Source organism: Bacillus sp. OV166, assembly GCF_900177675.1.
Taxonomy (GTDB): Bacteria; Bacillota; Bacilli; order Bacillales; family Cytobacillaceae; genus Neobacillus.
Window position 1 is genome coordinate 3,775,370 of the sequence record NZ_FXWM01000001.1, and the last position, 17,945, is coordinate 3,793,314.

The 17,945-nt window shown below is 37.7% G+C and carries 17 protein-coding genes and 1 riboswitch; of the genes, 3 read left to right on the forward strand and 14 right to left on the reverse strand.

Annotation, left to right across the window (positions count from 1 at the left end; genetic code table 11):
- Nucleotides 1–39 precede the first annotated feature (39 nt).
- Both CCK98_RS18330 and CCK98_RS18335 read right to left on the reverse strand, forming a co-directional pair.
- A complete protein-coding gene (locus CCK98_RS18330; RefSeq protein ID WP_088087882.1) occupies nucleotides 40–846 on the reverse strand; it encodes a uroporphyrinogen-III synthase in 807 nt (268 codons plus the stop codon).
- A gap of 22 nt (nucleotides 847–868) precedes the next feature.
- Nucleotides 869–1,546 (reverse strand): NAD-dependent epimerase/dehydratase family protein, encoded by a 678-nt coding sequence (locus CCK98_RS18335; RefSeq protein WP_088087883.1) that lies wholly within the window; start codon nucleotides 1,544–1,546, stop codon nucleotides 869–871.
- A gap of 257 nt (nucleotides 1,547–1,803) precedes the next feature.
- Here CCK98_RS18335 and CCK98_RS18340 point away from each other — a divergent pair, with 257 nt between their 5' ends.
- Entirely contained in the window at nucleotides 1,804–2,103 is a 300-nt protein-coding gene (locus CCK98_RS18340; RefSeq protein WP_088087884.1) for a hypothetical protein, read from the forward strand.
- Nucleotides 2,104–2,168: 65 nt separating this feature from the next.
- Here CCK98_RS18340 and CCK98_RS18345 read toward each other — a convergent pair whose 3' ends face one another.
- The 3 genes from CCK98_RS18345 to CCK98_RS18355 all read right to left on the reverse strand — a co-directional run bounded on the left by CCK98_RS18345 (nucleotide 2,169) and on the right by CCK98_RS18355 (nucleotide 5,301).
- Nucleotides 2,169–2,942, reverse strand: coding sequence for a cobalamin-binding protein (locus CCK98_RS18345; RefSeq protein WP_088087885.1), 774 nt, complete (start codon nucleotides 2,940–2,942; stop codon nucleotides 2,169–2,171).
- Nucleotides 2,943–3,030: 88 nt separating this feature from the next.
- On the reverse strand, nucleotides 3,031–3,633 hold the full coding sequence (locus CCK98_RS18350; protein ID WP_088087886.1) for a branched-chain amino acid aminotransferase: 603 nt from the start codon (nucleotides 3,631–3,633) through the stop codon (nucleotides 3,031–3,033).
- A 129-nt stretch (nucleotides 3,634–3,762) separates the two neighbouring features.
- On the reverse strand, nucleotides 3,763–5,301 hold the full coding sequence (locus CCK98_RS18355) for a DHA2 family efflux MFS transporter permease subunit (RefSeq protein WP_088087887.1): 1,539 nt from the start codon (nucleotides 5,299–5,301) through the stop codon (nucleotides 3,763–3,765).
- Nucleotides 5,302–5,484: 183 nt separating this feature from the next.
- On the opposite strand from CCK98_RS18355, the gene CCK98_RS18360 reads away from it, so the two are divergent.
- Nucleotides 5,485–6,405, forward strand: a complete 921-nt coding sequence (locus tag CCK98_RS18360) for a TetR/AcrR family transcriptional regulator (protein WP_088090459.1) — start codon at nucleotides 5,485–5,487, stop codon at nucleotides 6,403–6,405.
- Here the strand turns inward: CCK98_RS18360 and CCK98_RS18365 are convergent.
- The 7 genes from CCK98_RS18365 to CCK98_RS18395 form a co-directional block, all read right to left on the reverse strand.
- Entirely contained in the window at nucleotides 6,347–6,832 is a 486-nt protein-coding gene (locus tag CCK98_RS18365; RefSeq protein WP_088087888.1) for a hypothetical protein, read from the reverse strand. The two genes, CCK98_RS18360 and CCK98_RS18365, sit on opposite strands and share 59 nt — an antisense overlap.
- A 140-nt stretch (nucleotides 6,833–6,972) precedes the next feature.
- Entirely contained in the window at nucleotides 6,973–7,668 is a 696-nt protein-coding gene (locus tag CCK98_RS18370) for an LrgB family protein (protein ID WP_088087889.1), read from the reverse strand.
- Entirely contained in the window at nucleotides 7,649–8,029 is a 381-nt protein-coding gene (locus CCK98_RS18375) for a CidA/LrgA family protein (RefSeq protein WP_088087890.1), read from the reverse strand. Before CCK98_RS18375 ends, CCK98_RS18370 begins: the two co-directional genes overlap by 20 nt.
- Before the next feature lie 253 nt (nucleotides 8,030–8,282).
- On the reverse strand, nucleotides 8,283–8,762 hold the full coding sequence (locus tag CCK98_RS18380) for a PaaI family thioesterase (protein ID WP_088087891.1): 480 nt from the start codon (nucleotides 8,760–8,762) through the stop codon (nucleotides 8,283–8,285).
- Between the two features lie 234 nt (nucleotides 8,763–8,996).
- Nucleotides 8,997–9,449: a flavodoxin domain-containing protein gene (locus CCK98_RS18385; RefSeq protein ID WP_088087892.1), complete on the reverse strand. Its 453-nt coding sequence runs from the start codon at nucleotides 9,447–9,449 to the stop codon at nucleotides 8,997–8,999.
- Nucleotides 9,446–10,492 carry a ribonucleotide-diphosphate reductase subunit beta gene (locus CCK98_RS18390; RefSeq protein ID WP_088087893.1) on the reverse strand — a complete coding sequence of 349 codons (1,047 nt, stop codon included), beginning with the start codon at nucleotides 10,490–10,492 and terminating at the stop codon, nucleotides 9,446–9,448. The genes CCK98_RS18385 and CCK98_RS18390 overlap by 4 nt, the downstream gene beginning before the upstream one ends.
- A 34-nt stretch (nucleotides 10,493–10,526) precedes the next feature.
- Nucleotides 10,527–12,818, reverse strand: coding sequence for a ribonucleoside-diphosphate reductase subunit alpha (locus CCK98_RS18395; RefSeq protein ID WP_088087894.1), 2,292 nt, complete (start codon nucleotides 12,816–12,818; stop codon nucleotides 10,527–10,529).
- Nucleotides 12,819–12,953: 135 nt separating this feature from the next.
- Nucleotides 12,954–13,155: riboswitch (cobalamin riboswitch) on the reverse strand.
- Nucleotides 13,156–13,322: 167 nt separating this feature from the next.
- On the opposite strand from CCK98_RS18395, the gene CCK98_RS18400 reads away from it, so the two are divergent.
- Entirely contained in the window at nucleotides 13,323–15,005 is a 1,683-nt protein-coding gene (locus CCK98_RS18400) for a hypothetical protein (RefSeq protein ID WP_088087895.1), read from the forward strand.
- A gap of 66 nt (nucleotides 15,006–15,071) precedes the next feature.
- Here CCK98_RS18400 and CCK98_RS18405 read toward each other — a convergent pair whose 3' ends face one another.
- Both CCK98_RS18405 and CCK98_RS18410 read right to left on the reverse strand, forming a co-directional pair.
- Nucleotides 15,072–16,829: a bifunctional UDP-sugar hydrolase/5'-nucleotidase gene (locus CCK98_RS18405; protein ID WP_256942395.1), complete on the reverse strand. Its 1,758-nt coding sequence runs from the start codon at nucleotides 16,827–16,829 to the stop codon at nucleotides 15,072–15,074.
- 102 nt (nucleotides 16,830–16,931) lie between these two features.
- Nucleotides 16,932–17,930: a VanW family protein gene (locus CCK98_RS18410; protein ID WP_088087896.1), complete on the reverse strand. Its 999-nt coding sequence runs from the start codon at nucleotides 17,928–17,930 to the stop codon at nucleotides 16,932–16,934.
- Between the last annotated feature and the right edge of the window lie 15 nt (nucleotides 17,931–17,945).

Genomic DNA, 17,945 nt, shown 5'->3' on the forward strand with positions numbered 1-17,945 from the left:
AAAAAGTGTACCCCATTTAGAAGGTACACCCAGCCATGTTTAACTTTGAAAATATTTAGACAACTCGATAACCATTGCTCCCATTCTCTCATTTTCAGGAACAAGGATCCGTTCTACCCCTTGCTCTTTTAATGCTGCTGCGGTAACTTTTCCAACGGCTGCAGCTACTGTTTTTTCCTTGAATGAATTAACAATGTCTGTAAATATTTCATGTTCTCTTGCATAGTCAAAAAGCGAGTGAACCTGGGTTGCCGTAGTAAAGCATACCGCGTCACATTCACCTGACTGAAGTTCATTACATAACCTTGCCACCATCTCTTTTTCAGGTGCTATATGCTGGTATGGGAGTAACTTCTGGACAATGGCACCGCGATCTTCGAGAAATTTTGTTAATACTGGTGCTGTTTCCCCGTGAAGTTGTAACATAACTCTTTTTCCAGAGAGATCTACGGTTTCGAGTGATTGAGCTAATCCCTTTGTTGTTCCATCATCATCGACCACGATTGGTTTAATTTCATATTTCTTTAATGCAGAAAGGGTTTTATAGCCTCTAGATGCTATCTGTGCTTCACGAAGGTTCTTTAAAAAGGACTCTTTTAATCCAAGCTTTGTTGCTAATTCCACAAGTGTCTCAAAACCAATCCCCGTTGTGAAGATCACCCAATCGGCACCTTTCTTTACAAATTCGCGTAAATCAGGTTCCACTTCCTTTTCTGCTAAAAATACAGTCCCTTGAAGAGTACGGACTAGAGGAACACCTCCTTGTTTTCCAATTATCGTACTTATTTCTTCTATTTTTCGCGAACCGCTAATGACAACTCGCTTTCCAGTTAAACCCTTCTCCATTGCACTAACCTCTCAAATCGTATTAATTTTTTTCTCTTGCGATTCTTTCAATCTCATGTGAAGGATAAATGTTCACACCACTTTTATCAGTCTGGGCCACGGCTGCCATTGCTGCTGCGACGTTCCTTGCTTCAATCGCTTTATAAGGTCGTAATGCGCCAACCATGAGTATATTTAAAAAGGCACTTGCTTTTTCCGCAATTCTTTCCCCAAAACGAAACTCTGTCCGCTCTCCTAACAATAATGATGGCCTGAAAATATGAACAGATGGTATAATTAACTTACGTAAAGCTTCCTCCACTCGTCCCTTCACTTGATTGTAGAAAATTAATGATTTAGAATTTGACCCCATCGCGGTAATAATGAGAAATTTTTCTACACCAGTTTTTGATGAGATTTTTGCTGCCTCGACCGGATATTCATAGTCTACTTTTCGAAAAGCTTCCTTGCTTTTTGCCTTTTTAATAGTAGTCCCTAAACAACAAAAAACATCTGTTACCTGAAATAATTCCGAGTATGTATCTAGCTTGTCAAAATCAACGACATGCACTTCACAGGAGGGATGATTGCTTTCAATTGGTCTTCGGACTAATATATGGATCTTTTCATAATTTTTTTGTTGAATGAGGATTTTTACTAATTCATTTCCTACTAGTCCGCTAGCACCTAGAACAAGTGCCGTTTTTTTTCTGTTTTTCATATCTAATCCCCTTTACGATCCAACCTTTATCTCATTAAATCGGTATCATTAAGATTATTACACAATCCTCGTGAATAATGAAGAATATTAATCCTTAGATGTATAATTTTGACTTTGTATCTTACCCTAAAAAGGAAGATACAAAATTCAATAAGGTAAATCACGATAAAGTTGTCAATATTATAGATTATTTTTGTTCAATTATTTTTTCCTTGGACATACTGAGGAAGTGAAAATTTTTTTAAGGAGGAACATGGATGCCTAACGATTTCCAATTTAGTAATTTTATTAATGATGTATCGCTGCAAACGAAAATGGAGAATGTGTGGAGTAATACTTGTGGTTCATGGGAGAATTGCAACCAAGAAACGATTCAATCTTTCCTAGCCCAGTGCCTCGATTATAATATTGACCCACAGTACTGCATGAGTTGGGTTGAACAGCATAAGGAAGAAATACCCAATTGGACTAATGTCTCGGAAACCTCGTTAGACTGGGTAAACCAGCACACATCAACGGGTTCAGCCATTTCGATTACAGAGCAGGATTTTAGTTGATTTTTAGGGAGGAGGTAATACCCTCCCTTTTCATTTATCCAAAAATAAAAAAAGTGCTTCTGTGGTCATTTAAATCTATGAATCAAATCTACTAACCTTTCTAATCCATCGAGCAGTCTGGGTGAGGGGCGGCAGTACAGTTCTTCCTCAAGAATGAGAATCTGGTCATCACTTTTAAACCCTAGTTCTTCAAATCCAGTTCGCTTTTTAACAAGGCTTTTTTGAATCTTATCTTTCCTCACTCCTACCCAAGCAAGACAAATAAAATCGGGCTTGCGACTTATTACATCTTCCCACTCCGTTTGAACACTGGCCAATTCAATATCCTGAAAGATGTTTATTGCCCCAGCAGCTTCGGATATCTCCGTGAGCCAATTTATTTTTCCTGGTGTAAATATCGGCTTTGGCCACCATTCCCAGTACAAACGTGGTCGGTAACTTTGATTTACACTCTGCTGTTTTACTTTTTCAAGCCGGGAACGAAATTGCCGAGCCGCCTCCACTCCCCGTTCTTGTTCGCCAAGAACTCCAGCGGTTGTGATTAAATCGTTTTCAATATCTGTTAATGATTGTGGATTTAAAACAAGATGGGGGATATCTCGTTTCTTTAGATCCTCAATATTATTTTCCATCCCTGGAACACTTAAAGAAGCAAGGACCATATCAGGCTGCAATTGTTCAACTAGATCCATGTTAATCGATAAATCAGGACCTAACTTTGGTAGATTTTTGATTGAGGCTGGCCAATCGGAAAAGTCATCAACTCCTACTAATAAGTGTGTTAAACCCAGATATTCCATAACTTCGGTATTACTAGGGCACAAGGAAATGACTCGCATGTTCTACCATCTCTCCTCTCGATATAGTTAAAGCAAAGGAATCATAAAACGCATGGATGGAAAATCATCCATGCGTTTTTGGGTATTTTTATTTCCTTTCCCCTTCTACGGCCGCAACCAACTGAAATAAAAAGCGATAAATAAGCTGGAACGCCTCACCTATGGATATCTCTTCGGTAAAACCTTCCACATAGTTTAAGGCAAAATTCAAATTCCATAATCCATCTTCCAAGCTGAACATTAAGTCAAATTTTGCTTCATCCCCGTGTAATTGGGTATTTAAATTTTCCTTTAACGCTTTTTCAAATTTCTTTTGCAGTTTTAATCCCAACATTACATCGTATGTCCCAAATACATCATCCGCTTCTATTGAAACAGCCTCGACACCAATTAAATCAAACCAATTAGACTCCAAATAAATAAATTCATTTTTATGCATTTTTAAGTAATCGAGAGGCTGAGCCAAGAATGAAGTCGATTCATTCTTTAGCATATTTTCTGTTTCTTTATCACAACGTTCAATGTAGGCGTCTGCAAAGCGGACACTAACATCCTTCTCCGAAAATTGGATATTATCACCCAGCTGATTTTTTTCGAGATACTCCTTTTCTTCTTTAAAAATGGTAATACTATTGCCGTTTGAGTTATTTTTCTGTTCAGATATGTACTGTTTGATTTGGTCTTTTAACATAAGGAATGTCCTCCTATGATTCACTTTTCATCTTTAATTTTGAGTGTTTATGTGTAAAAAAGCAAATATGATAATGTTTTTTTGCAAAAAAAAGAGGTGACTATATATAAGCCCCCCTCTAATAGCTATTTAATTTTCCGCTAATTTCGTTTTTACCTTATGAGCGGACGGTTTTATCTCACCTGGATCTTCTGCTTGTTTTGCCCGTTTAATAAATAAGGCAAGAACTAAAGCGAGGCCAGCGATAAATACACTTACAAAGAAAGCATCATTAATTCCTTCCAAAAGAGCTTGCATCTCAATTTGATGTTGCATTTTTAGTTTCATGGCTTCTGTAATCTTTATTGAAGGGTTAGGTACAACCTTCTTTGCAGCCTCAACGATTTCAGTTGCATGTGTTTTGGCACGAGTTGTCATAACCGTAACCAACAACGCTGTACCAATGGCACCAGATACCTGCGACATCGTATTATTCATCGCCGTGCCATGAGGATAAAACCGTGCCGGTAACTGGTTTAAGCCATTGGTCGTAATTGGCATATTTACCATCGAAAAACCAAACATACGGATCGTGTATAAAATAATTAAATGAGTATAGGTGGTTTCCAGTGTTAATTTACTAAATAAATAACTTGTTATCACTGTAATAGCTAAACCAATAATAGCTAAAGCACGACCACCGAATTTATCAAAAAGTTTACCTGTAATCGGCATCATAATGGCCATTAGAATTGCCCCTGGCAACAACATTAAACCCGCATCTATCGGGGAAATCCCGCGAATATTTTGGACATAAATTGGTAGAAGAAGCATCCCGGAAAACATCGCCATTGTAACTACCATGGATATAGCAGAAGATAATGCAAACATTGGATATTTATAAATCCGGAAGTTAAGAAGTGGCCGTTCTTGTCTTAATTGACGCAAAATAAATGTTACCAATGAAATGAGACCAACTGCAAGCGTCCCATAAACTTGCGGACTATCCCATCCTTCTTTACCAGCGGAACTGAATCCATAAAGTATTCCGCCGAAACCTATGCTTGATAACACCACAGATAAGAAATCAAGACGAATATCAACCTTACCTTTTTTATCTTTAAGTAAGAAAAAGCCAAGCAATACGACGAGAATCGCGATTGGTGTGACAAAATGGAAGAGCATTCTCCAGTCATAGTGTTCAATAATCCAACCCGATAAAGTCGGTCCAATTGCCGGAGCAAACATTAATACTAACCCGAAAACCCCCATTGCTAATCCACGTTTTTCAACAGGAAAACTTGTTAACATTACATTCATTAACAAGGGCATCATAATCGCTGACCCAGAAGCCTGAATCATCCGACCAGATAATAAAAGTGGAAAGTCATGAGCAAAGCCAGCTAAAACAGTTCCAAAAGTAAATAAAAGCATGGCTGCTAGGAATAATTGCCGGACCGAAAATTTTTGAATTAAAAATGCTGATAATGGAATCAAAATTCCATTTACTAACATAAAACCGGTTATCAACCATTGACCAGTTGATGGGTCTATTTTTAAGTCAGCCATGATTGAAGGCAGTGCGATATTTAATAATGTGTTATTTAAGAATGCAATAAAAGCTCCGACAATCAGTACGGCAAGAACGCCATACGGTGGGCCAGCAGTCTTTTTTATGGTTTGATCCATTCAATTTCCCCCTATAATATATGTTCATTTTTTTATACACCTGTTTCACACTTACATAATAATATACGCAGTGTTCAATTTTTGCAATTAAAAAAACCTGCAAAATTATGGGTTTGTAATAATGCTTTAAATAATGTACTATATTTTTATACTAATAGTACAAATGGAAATAAAGGTGATTTTATGAATGACCGAAAGCAGCATGTAGTAAATATGGCTCATCAATTATTCATCGAAAAAGGATTCCAAGCAACATCTATTCAAGATATTTTAGACTATAGCGGGATTTCTAAAGGAACGTTTTATAATTATTTTTCATCGAAAAGCGAATTATTAATCGCGATTTATAAAACAATTTTTAAGAGGCTCGAAAAGGATCGAAACGATTTATTAATTGGTCAAAACCCTTCCAGTATAGAAATTTTCATTAAGCAAGTGGAACTGCAAATGATTTCTAATAGGAAAAATAAACTAATTGCCCTTTACGAGGAAGTATTGTCCTCTAATGATGCCGACCTCAAACAATTTATCCAACGACTTCGTTTAAATTCACTTCGTTGGTATTACAATCGGTTTATCGACATCTTCGGCGAAGAGAAAAAACCATTCCTATTAGATTGTGCGATTATGTTTCAAGGGATATTACAATATAATGTTCAATACAATAGAATGGCCCATGAATCTGGAGAAAAAGTAAGCAGTGTTGTCCGCTACAGCGTGGCGCGATTGGTTAAAATAGTTGATGAGGTTTCTGAATCAGGGGATCAATTAATAGAACCAAATACTTTAGAAAAATGGGTCCCTGGCTGCCAAAAAAACAATCTCGAGATTATCACCCAGTTGATGAAAATGGCGGTAACGTTAAGGGCATCGATAACGAAAAGCATTCAAGATGTAGAAGAACAAAGCAAATACAATGAACTTCTGGATTTTATTCAAGAAGAAATCATCCATACAAAATCACCAAGAAAGTTTCTTATTCAAAGTGCCCTATTATCATTAAAGCAAAACCCCGAATCACTTTGGAAAAAAGAACTAGGGCAGCTTAATGAATTGATCGAGTCTTTTTATAGTGTGACAGAGTCGGAAGAAACAAACCCCTAATCCAAGGATTAGGGGTTTGTTTTGTGTAGGTAAGGCTTTTATTATTTGAAAAGCGTTGCTGAATTTCCCAAATAAAGTAATTCCTTGAATATTGTTTTACCACCACGATTGCATCTTCACCATTTTTTGTAAATATTAACCCTAAACCCATTTGTTCTTGAAACTTCCATCCTTTTGATTTCATATATTTTTTCACAACATTATAGCTGCTATCTTGACTACTTTCGGATAAGTATCTGCTTCGTTTATCTGTTTTTGAGAACAGCTCAAATTCTGAATCGCATAAGTGAAGCTTCATTGCAGAAACAATTAATGGTATTGGATTTCCCTCCTGAAAAAGCGCAGAACCAAATCTGCTGACAACTAGACCAAATCCTATGACCAAAACACTCACTAGGATAACGGCCATTTTTCTAATACCCTCCACCCGTTCGCCTCCTTATTTATCTGCTACTATTTAATTTGACGACGGATGGGTATTTTTGGTTTCAGATAGAAATATATCATTTTCATTAAAATTATTTAAGATGTCGGTAATGAATTTATTAATTAGTATTTAGAGTTAGTTTAAGAAAGGGAAAGCTGCAATAATAGGGGTATCATAATAGACATGATCAATGCGGAAGTAATCATCGCTATGCTCCCCATGACCCCTTCTATTTCTCCCCATTCAAATGCACGGTTGGCACCGATTGCCTGGGCTGAGGTTCCTAACGCTAATCCCTTAGCAATTCTGCTTCTAATCCGTGTAATATTTAAAAGAAATGGCCCAACCATTAAAGAAAAAACCGCAGAAATACAAACAAACAAAATCGTTAATGACGGTATCCCCCCTAATGACTGGGATACTGATAAGGCAATGGGAGCAGTGACCGATTTTGGAATTAGCGACAACATAATTTCCTTATTCATGTGCAAATACTTCGTCAACAAGACAATTGAAATTACACCAGTTAATGTGCCTGGCATAACCGCCCAGAAAATAATTACGAAATTTTTTCTAATAATGCTTACATTTCTATATAAGGGAACAGCAAGGGACACAGTAGCAGTTCCTAATAAAAGTGAAAATATACCTGTTCCAGAAGAATATTGGGCAACATGTATATGAGAAAGCGTCAATAAACCAATGATGAACACTGTTACAGTATATAACGGATTTAACCATGACTTGTTATAAGTTTTAAACACCTTATTTCCTACTGCATAACTCATAACAGTAATGCAGGTACATAACAATATATTAGAAATCATTGTTCCCATTTTGTTTACTCCTTTTTCTTTTAGTTTCTAAATACTCAGCAATAAAAGCTGTAACAAGTAGGACAACCAGGCTGCTTGCTGCTAGGATGATTGCTAATTTTATTCCTTCTACTCTAAAAATCCCTGCAAAATGCCAAACACCTACGATAAATGGAATAAATAGAAGAGTTATATGTTTGATATGCAGCTGGGCGGCTGCTTCGACCCATTTGAGCTTACAAGCACCTGACATTAATGCAATGAATAAGAGCGCCATTCCGATAATACTTCCAGGGACAGGAAGATCAAGCCAAGTAACGAGTCTTGTTCCAATCAAATATATAACTAAGATTGTGAGAAACTGAGCAATAGTACGAACCATTCGGCTCCAACCCCCTACATTAAGATTAATGCCCCATTATTTTTTAACAAATGTGGTCACAATTTATTTCTCTAAAGTCAGTATCGCATACCTTTTTGAGTTTTTCTGTAAATGTGGAATGGTATCTAACATAGATTTATAAAATTTGATTTAATACATGGTAGAATAACTTACTTTTATTTCGAGTTACCTTCATAAAGCAAAAAAAGCCGATTCCCAATAGTAGGACCGGCTAAAACTGAATATTTAATGCCTATTTAAGAAAGGATTTAGGCATGACAACAACGACGACCTCTCCACGAGCACAGAGAATATCATTCGCATAAACTTCTGTCTCAACCTTAAACTTTTTAGGGTGTATTTCATGGACAGTTCCGATTGCTTTTAATGGTATACCATGTGGAGTGGGCTTGAGAAAGTTCACATTTAATGAAGCCGTTACGAATCTTGGGGGCTCCTCTCCATCACCAGCTTCATGTCCATTTTTTCGATGAAGCGCCAATGCAGCAGACCCTGTTCCATGACAATCTATTAAAGAGGCAACAATTCCACCATAAACAAAACCTGGAAGTGCTAGATGCTCTGCTTCTGGTGTGAATATAGTTACTGTTTGTTCACCCTGCCAGCCAGTTCGAAAATGATGTCCCCCTTCGTTCAATCGACCACAGCCATAACACCAGGCGAAATCATCCGGATAATCATCCTGAATTGCTTTTAAAACTTTATCTTCCATTAATTTCTCCCCCTTCACCGAAAACGCTTTCATAGACATGATAACATTGTTAAAATTCCCTGGTCAATCAATAGACAAAATATTAGAAAATCCAAATATTTCACATAATTCAGAAAAGAAAAAACCCTTGTGATGCAAGGGTTTTCTTCTGAATATTTCGGTAGTAATAACAAATAGACTCAATATGGAGCAAAAAAAAACAATTAGACTACTAATTCCAAACCTCCTCTGCAATTACCCTATACCCTGCTTCCGGCTTAATTGATCCAAAAAGATAGTCACGAATCTACTACACCGATCAATATCCTTCATTTGGAGGCTAACCTCGATTTTTAGGGTGGCACTTAAATTTGTGTGTACGTAAAGCATATCCTTAAATTCATCAACAGCTCCACAAAACTTCGGGTAACCACTATCCCCTGTGCCGATTACACCTGTCAGTACCTTTTTTACGTCCTGAGTTTCGAATGCACGATATAGCTCCATCATTTCTTGAGGAATTTCGCCATTTCCCCAAGTATAGGTTCCGATTACAACAGCCTCAAATTGGGATAAATCCCTAACTCGAAATTGCTCGATCCGAAAGAGAGAAACCATTACATTCTTCTTTAAAAATAAATGGAAAATTAGTTGAGCTAATTCTTCAGTATTTCCTGTTTTGGAAGAATATACGATGGCAATTTTCATAATTCATCGAAACCGTTTGATTGTGTTACCTTTGCATAGCTTCTTGACTTCTGTTCAAAAAAATCGGATTTTGTTCCATTCATCATTTCATCACTGAAAACATGGATCCAAGGCATAGGGTTTACTCTTTCTTTATATAAGTTCTGTAAACCTAGCTGTCGAAGCCGCTTATTAGCAAGATATTCGGTGTATTTTTCGTACTCGCTCAATTCAATACCATCTATATCCTTCAAAATCATATGTGCCCACTCTTTTTCAAGTCGAACAGCTTGTCCAACCACTTTATACACATAATCAATGTTAGCCTCTGTATGTAAATCCGGATTTTCTGTTAAAAGTATTCGTAGAAACTGTGCCATGAAATACGCATGCTGCATTTCATCCCGTTGTATATAGCTAATCATTGTACTAGACTTAAGCATTTTTTGCTGGCGGGCAAGATGATAGAAAAAAGCAAACCCAGCATAAAAATATATACCCTCTAGATTAATAGAATTCACACCTAGTTGAAATAAATTTTGTGGTGTAGGATTCTCACGGAAACATTCATATGCATCTAATATCAGTTGGTTTCTTTTTTGAACGATTGGATCATTTTTGGCTTGATTGAACCAATCCTTTTGTTCATTTAAGGGGACAAGAGAACTTAATATATAGGAATAGGATTCATTATGAACTGCTTCCTGCTGAGCGATGACGGCAAATATTGCTTTAAAGCTAGAATCCGACACATAATCCATCACTTGACACATGGTAGGGGTCTGCAGGCTATCTAAACAAGCAAGTTGTGTATTTATTCGTAAAAAGACATCTTTCTCCGTTGAACTTAGAAAGTCCCATTGCTTTATATCATCTTGCATATTAATCTCTTGAGCTTTCCAAAAGTTTGACAATAAAGTTTGATATAAATCGTATATCTGAGGATAGGCAATATCATTCCAGTTGAGCAAGCCTGATGATTTTCCGTTGATAATACCGGTTGATTTATTGGGAAACTCAGGGTTTAACAGTTTTATTCTTGATAGCGGTAAATGAATATCCATAAAATAATCTTCTCCAATCTATTCTAAAAAGGTGTTAGCTATGGCAAGCCTCACATTCGTCAATTTCCGTTTGAGATGTGCTTCTTACATAGTACGTTGTCTTTAATCCTTGCTTCCAAGCTTCCATATGCAGGTTGAGCAAGTCCTTTGCTTTTATATCGTGCCTAACATATAAATTAAAGCTAATGCCTTGATCAATGTGACGCCCTCGTGCCGCATTCTGTTTAATACTCCAAACTTGATCTAATTCATGTCTGGACCGGCGATAAAATTCGTACGTAATATGATCTAAATCAGGTGCCGTTACTTTAAATTTAAAATTCTTCTTTTCCTCTGCATATTCAACAGAATAGATAGGATCTATTCCATCAGTGGAACCTCCTATTTTCGCTGTTGATGAGTTGGGAGCGATAGCCATTAACCAACCATTTCGAATACCATGATTGACGACATCCCTTTTTAGTTCAATCCATCTTTTCGTTTGGTAATTTTTCCGATCAAAATAGCTCCCAGTATGCCATTCTGAATCTTTAAATAGACTATAAGACCCTTTCTCCTTGGCTAGTTCCATTGAAGAACGAATGGTATAAAAGGCGATATCTTCATACAAGCGATCCGCATACGTAACAGCCTTTTCAGATTCCCAATATATACCTTTAAGTGCTAAAAGGTGGTGCCAGCCAAATGTACCAAGACCCACGGCTCTGTACTTTGTATTTGTTAGTTGAGCCTGTCCAACTGAGATTGTATTTAAATCAATCACGTTATCGAGCATTCTTACTTGGATCCTAATTAAACGCTCTAAAACATCTGCAGGAACTGCTTTTGCCAAATTAATAGAAGATAAATTACAAACAACGAAATCACCTGGTTTACGAACAATCACGAGATTGCCATCTTCATTTTGGTATTCGTTAACTATGGTCGTAGCTGACATATTTTGAGCAATTTCTGTACATAGGTTACTGCAGAAAATAGTTGTACGGCCCTTGCCTAATACATGCTTATTTGGATTTTGCCTGTTTACTTCATCACGATAGAACATGTATGGTGTTCCTGTTTCTAATTGAGCAACCATTATTCGTGTCATAATATCCATTGCACGGTAGGTTTTACGAGGAAGAAGCTGGTTACCTGCGGCCTCTTCATATTTCTCGGTAAAGTATTTAACATCCGTTTCATCATAAAAATCCTCAAGTCCGAGAAGGTTCCCTTTTTCATCCTTCCAGCCCATAAATTGTTTTACTTGATGGGGACAAAATGTATGCCACTGCCCGATACTTCTTCCATCCTCATCTTTCTCTTCTAATTTTTTCATAAATAGGTCTGGTATGGTGACACCCGTGAAAATGTCATGGGCTTTACGACGTTCATCTCCATTATTGGTTTTCAAATCGAGAAATCCGTTCATGATATCTTTATGAAACAAATCTAGATAAACAGCAATGGCACCTTGCCGTTGACCTAACTGATCGACACTGACAGCTGTATTATTTAGCAATTTAATCCATGGTACAATTCCAGAGGAGTTTCCTTTAAATTTCTTAATATCGGAACCTAGGGCACGAATTTTACCATAATAGATCCCAATACCTCCGCCATCCTTACTTAGCCGAGCAATATCCCAATTATTTAAATAAATGCTATCAAGGGAATCGTCTACTGTATCAATAAAGCAGGAGGAAAGCTGCCCAAAGCTTTTGCCCGCATTCGCTAAAGTAGGGGTAGCAACTGTCATAAATAAATTACTTAGTGCCCAATATGCTTCCTTTACAAGCTGTAAGCGGATGGACTCCTTTTCATCCTTCATAATCGTCATGGCAATAACCATGAACCGCTCCTGCGGGAGTTCATATACGTTTCTATTATGATCTTGAGCAAGATAACGATCCGCTAGTAAAAATAACCCTATGTAATTAAATAATAAATCTTTATCTGGATTTATCTCTTTTGCTAGTTGATCGATTTCATCTTTACTATATAAACTTAGGAGATCATTAGAATATATACCTTTATCAGTCAATTCTTTTATTAATCTATAAAAGTCTCCATATTTTAAAGAACGATTATTGCCTCGACTTTTTGCAGATTTTCCATATAATTCATTCAGATATAAACGGGCAGCGACAAATGTCCAATTCGGTTGGTCCATTGCCACTTGATTTATTGCATAGACTAAAGCTTGTTGGTTTGCTTCCACCTCTGTTACTTCCAGTTCGCTTATACGGTTTTTAAGCTCAGTTGTATCCATCTGATATTTTTCTGTAACTTGATTAATAGATTCTAAAACATAATTGAAATCAACTTGAAGCTCCTTTGTTACCATTTCATTTCCCCCTATAATAAAAAAATCCGCTCAAGGGGAATTGAGCGGATGAAACGATAACACTACAAAAGGACTAAAATAAAAGTATCCAATGCCTCCTGTCGCCACCGTTCATCTTCTCAATCCCCGAAGAAGTTGAAACAACTTAAGAAAGACAGGTCTCCTGACTCATGCTTCATCCTACTTTGAACCCTTCCCATATAATTGCCTAATATATTAGACATTTCTTATACAGTGGTTTGCTCATTTCGTCAGCATTTACAGTTGCGGGGGCAGTTCTGGATTTACACCAGATTCCCTATTAAGCCACAATGGCATCGTCTCTTAAGGCTAACACAATATATAGTTTGATTATTATTTATTGAAACAATATATAGTGAATCAATTAATTTAAATAATAGTATAGTCACCAAAATAATTCAAGTCTATTATTAAATAAAAATGAAACCTATCTGGTTTAGTTTCCGTATATTAAGAAAGTCCAAGGTGAAAAGGGGCAATTTTATGGGGAACATTTTTCTATTTACGATGATCATTGGAATAGCTTCAGCACTTGTTTTAATACCCATTTTTAAACATGAAGAGGCAAATAAAAAAGTTGATAAAAAACAAAAAATCGGCGTCTTCATTGCTGTTATGGTTTTTCTTATGCTTCCAGTGTTTTCATTCTTTTATTTTAGTAATTTTGATAGAAACTTCACTTCTTTATGGCCGTTAGCAATCTTCCTAACTGTAGGAGGAGCAGTTCTTGCCAAAGGCACAGAAAGAAAGATTAAAGGACTTCTCTTTCTAGCAAGTCTAGGTCTAGGAATTTATTTCTTAACCGCCTTCATTTTTAATGCCGATGAAAAATATCAAGTAGCAAAGATGGATGCAAAGGTAGAGATTCAGACCTTTGATGAGAAGGAAACACCAGCTAGCGTTCCACCGCAGTTTGCACGTAACAAAATGAAAAAGGCTTTTGGGCAAGTACCGAACACAAGCTACTTTGAGCTTGGAAATCTTCAGATTCAAAAACTGAACGGTGATTATGTATATATTGCTCCCGTTGAATTTTCTGGATTTTTTAAATGGTGGAAAGGCGAAAGAACTCCTGGTTACTTTTCATTAAGTGCAACGGATTCTAGCGCTAATCCAAAATTTATTAAGGCCGAAATGGTTTATACCCCTTCCTCTTATTTTAATAGACAAATCGAGCGGCATATTCGCATGCAATATCCCAAGAAGATTTTCTACGGAGATGTTCAATTAGAAATTAACGAAGAAGGAAAACCTTTTTACATCCGTACTTATGGTGAATTTATTTCAGCCCGAAATGGATTTACGGCCAAAGGGCTAGTCGTAGTTGATTCTAAGAGTGGCGCAATGAAAGATTATCATATTTCAAATGTCCCCGAATTTATTGATGGCGCGGTCTCACCTGAGGCAGTTAGTCTGCAAAACAGCTATTATGGGAACCTCGTCCATGGATTTTGGAATAGTAAATTCGGAAAATCTGACGTGAAACTCCCATCTGATGAAGGAACTGAGTCAAATGTAAGTCCGATCTTTGATGAAAATGGAAAGATGTATTATTTTACTGATTTCACAAGTCCCAAAGAAGGCGTAGATTCTATGCTTGGTTACTCGTTGACTAACTCAAGGACGGGAAAAGCAACTTTCTATACCGGAAATCCAGAGCAATCTTATATGGATTCACAGGGTGCCTTACAGATCATTGAGAAGAAATTTATTGAAAAGAAATGGCATGGGCAAATGCCGATTCTTTACAATTTTTACGGAGAAGCAAGCTGGTTAACGTCTGTATTGGATTCGAACGGTTTTCTGCAAAATTACTTTATCGTCTCTGCAGCAAATCCAGAAATTTCTGTGTACGCCAATACTCCAAATGAGGCCCTAAAACAATATAAAACAGCCCTACAAAGAGGCAAGGGCACTGTAGACGGCAGTTCTAAAGCGGTTGAAAAGCAAATCAGCGGAACAGTGGTGAGAGTCTATAAAGAACAAAGAGAAGATTTCATCATTGTTTCTTTTTTATTAGACAATCGCCAAAACTTTATCATCTCTTCGGAAAGAGTCCCGCTAGCTATCTACTTAAAAGAAGGAGATAAAGTAACCATTCGCTACTTGGACACTGGCGGAGACTTCCTGCCGGCAAAAGAGTTAGTAATAGATGCATTACAATAGGGAAACAAAAATGGGTGTCCTGCACTAATTAGTGCCGGACACCCATTTTTTAAAACACCAAGGATGTCACTGAACCCTTTGTATTCTATTTTGAATGCCATAGGTGAACGGTTTTGGCTGGGCTTTACTGAAGTTAACTAATGCATCAAGGTCAACGGGTCCGACTTCTTTGTTTTTAGCTTGAGTAAATACAGTAAATCCATCTCCGCCTCCAGAAAGAAAAATATTCGCTGTCACAGAATAGGATTTATTATGAACCATTTCCGTGCCATCTGGAAGCTTGATGCTCACTACCCTTTGCCCTGCTGGTTTATTTGGATCCCAAGTATAGCTTAAGCCAGAAATCTGCAGCATGTTCGTTTTTGTTGCCCCCCACTGCTGGTTGAGCAATTCTCGGATTTGCTGTCCCGTCATCGACATTTTGACAAGATCATTATTAAAGGGCTGAACTGTGTAAATTTCTCCCCAGGTGATATCGCCAGGGTCAATATCGGCTCGAATACCGCCAGGATTCATAAAGGCTAATTCGGTATTCAACGCTTTCCTTTGTGCATCCGCAATGAAATCGCCAAGCACTGACTCACCATTTTCATTTTGCTTTGCCGTCAGACTTTCAGATGAAGAGCCAACAACTCGATTAACAATCGGTTCTATTTTTGCTTCATAGCCTTCTATCATTTTCTTTATTTCCGGATCGGGCTCGATTCCTTCTTGAAAGGTAGTTACAATCTCAGCTCTTTTTGAGACAATATCCTTTGTTTTAGGATCTATCTCAAGATCAACATCAGAGAAAGCAGTTCCATAGGAATAGGATTGAACAACTAGTTTATTGTCAATCGTTGCGTTCATATAGGCATGATTATGGCCGCCGAAGATAATATCCACTTCATCGTCGACCCGGTTTGCGATATCGACAAGTTGTCCTTTTGGATTTTCTCCGTTTGGACCTGATGTACCTGGGTTATGGGCTAAAACGACAATCGCTTTTACCCCTTGTTTTTTCAACTCAGCTACATTCTGATTAATTGCTTCTACTTCATCCGTGAATTTTAATCCTGCCACACCGCTAGGGACAACAAGTGTTGGGGTCTCAGTAGTTACCACACCGATAAAACCGATGGGCATCCCATTTACTTTGATCACTTGATAAGGAGGGAGAATCGTTTTTCCTGTTTTCTCATTGACCACATTGGCAACAATCCATGGGAAATTTGATCCAGCGAAATTTCCTGTTTTCGGATGTGTTCCCCCTTTTATAAGGCGCATCAGTTCCGTTAGGCCTTCATCAAACTCATGATTACCAACAGTACCGATGTCAAAACCCAGTTTGTTCAAGATCTCGATTGTCGGTTCATCCTGTAAAAGGGCCGAAATTGGAGGGCTGGCCCCAACCATGTCTCCATCTTCAACCAATAGCGTATTTTTATTTTCAGCTTCACGCTGTTTTAAATAAGCTGCTAAATAATCGACCCGACCAGCCGGTTTCCCGTTAACTTTCCGGGTCACATTTAATTGACCATGCAAGTCATTAATACCTAAAAGCTGAACTTGAATGAAACGATTATTTGCGGCCGGTGGTTTTCCCTTTTTGGGATTGACCGTTTCTGGACGGTTGGATTTATGCCCATGATATTCTTCAGATAACCCATGATTCTTTCCTTCCGAGGGTTTCGGTTTGCTAACCTCTACAACTTGAGGCTTTGTAACAGTTTGAATTTGATTATCCATATCCCTTAGGGCACGAGCTGAAGCACTTTGATTTCCTGTTATTCCCACCAAGGCTAGGATCGTTAAGGCAAGAAACGCCTTCTGAATCAATTTCATACAATTCCTCCCACAATTTTCTAAAAGAGCCAAGGGTATTTTTCGCATTGTAGGTTTGGAATATACAGAAAAGGCACCAAAGGAGCTTGGTGCCTGACACTATTAATGTTTGGCGATCAGACTTTGGTAGGCTGCTGATGTTCTTACTTCAATGGTCAAGGTCCCCTTTTTATAGATGGATTTGATAATAAATGGAGCACCAGTGTTGTTCTGAAATTGAAAGTCCGGTCCACCATAAGATACGGTTGCATCTCTGCCAGCAGGTACATACCCAACAGACAAGGAATGGTGATGTTTTTCAATATAACTAACACCTACTTGATCCACTGCATTAAACAGGGTTGATGACGTCTGGCAAATTCCTCCCCCGATACCGTCGACTAGTTGCTTATTTACAATTTCCTTCGCCTTTTGATATCCATGGGCGGCATCACTTGGACCAACAGTGGTATTAAATGAGAAAATATCTCCCGCTCCGACAATGATATTATTAATGGCCTCGGCCGACAGCTGAATATTCTTTGAACGGCCTACAACTCCGCTATTAAATCTCGTTGTAAAGCTTGCCACGACAACTTCCCCTAACTGGTCAACATCCTCAGGCTTATAACCGCTCTCGGTCACATATAAAGGTAGTTCAATATCTCCACCCGTTGCCGATGCTGTTATGACCTTTTCAACTAACTCTGATTCCTCTAAGATAATTCTAGGTTTGCCTTTAATGATTTGACCATTGGGGCCAATCTTATCAAGAACCATTCGTTGGTCATATCCTTTGGTACTTTCCGTCCCTCTTGCTAAATCCTTTGCCCATTTTTCAAGTTCCTTTTTGTAGGTTTCATTATCGGTTCCAAAACCCATTTCCACCGGTAAAAAGGTTTCCAAAATAGCATTTGTATTCGGATCAATGACACTTACCGTAATTGGTTTTGGTTTTTCTTCTTTCTGTGGTGGTTCTGGTGTTTTATTAGGCTTTTGTTGTCCTGATTCAGATACTTTTTCTTCAACTGTCTTTTTTGTATTCGTTTTTTCTGTACATCCGGCAATAATTAATAAGCTACAGATTAATAAAATTGATACTAGCCACGAGCTCTTTGTCATTTCCCCAACCTCTTA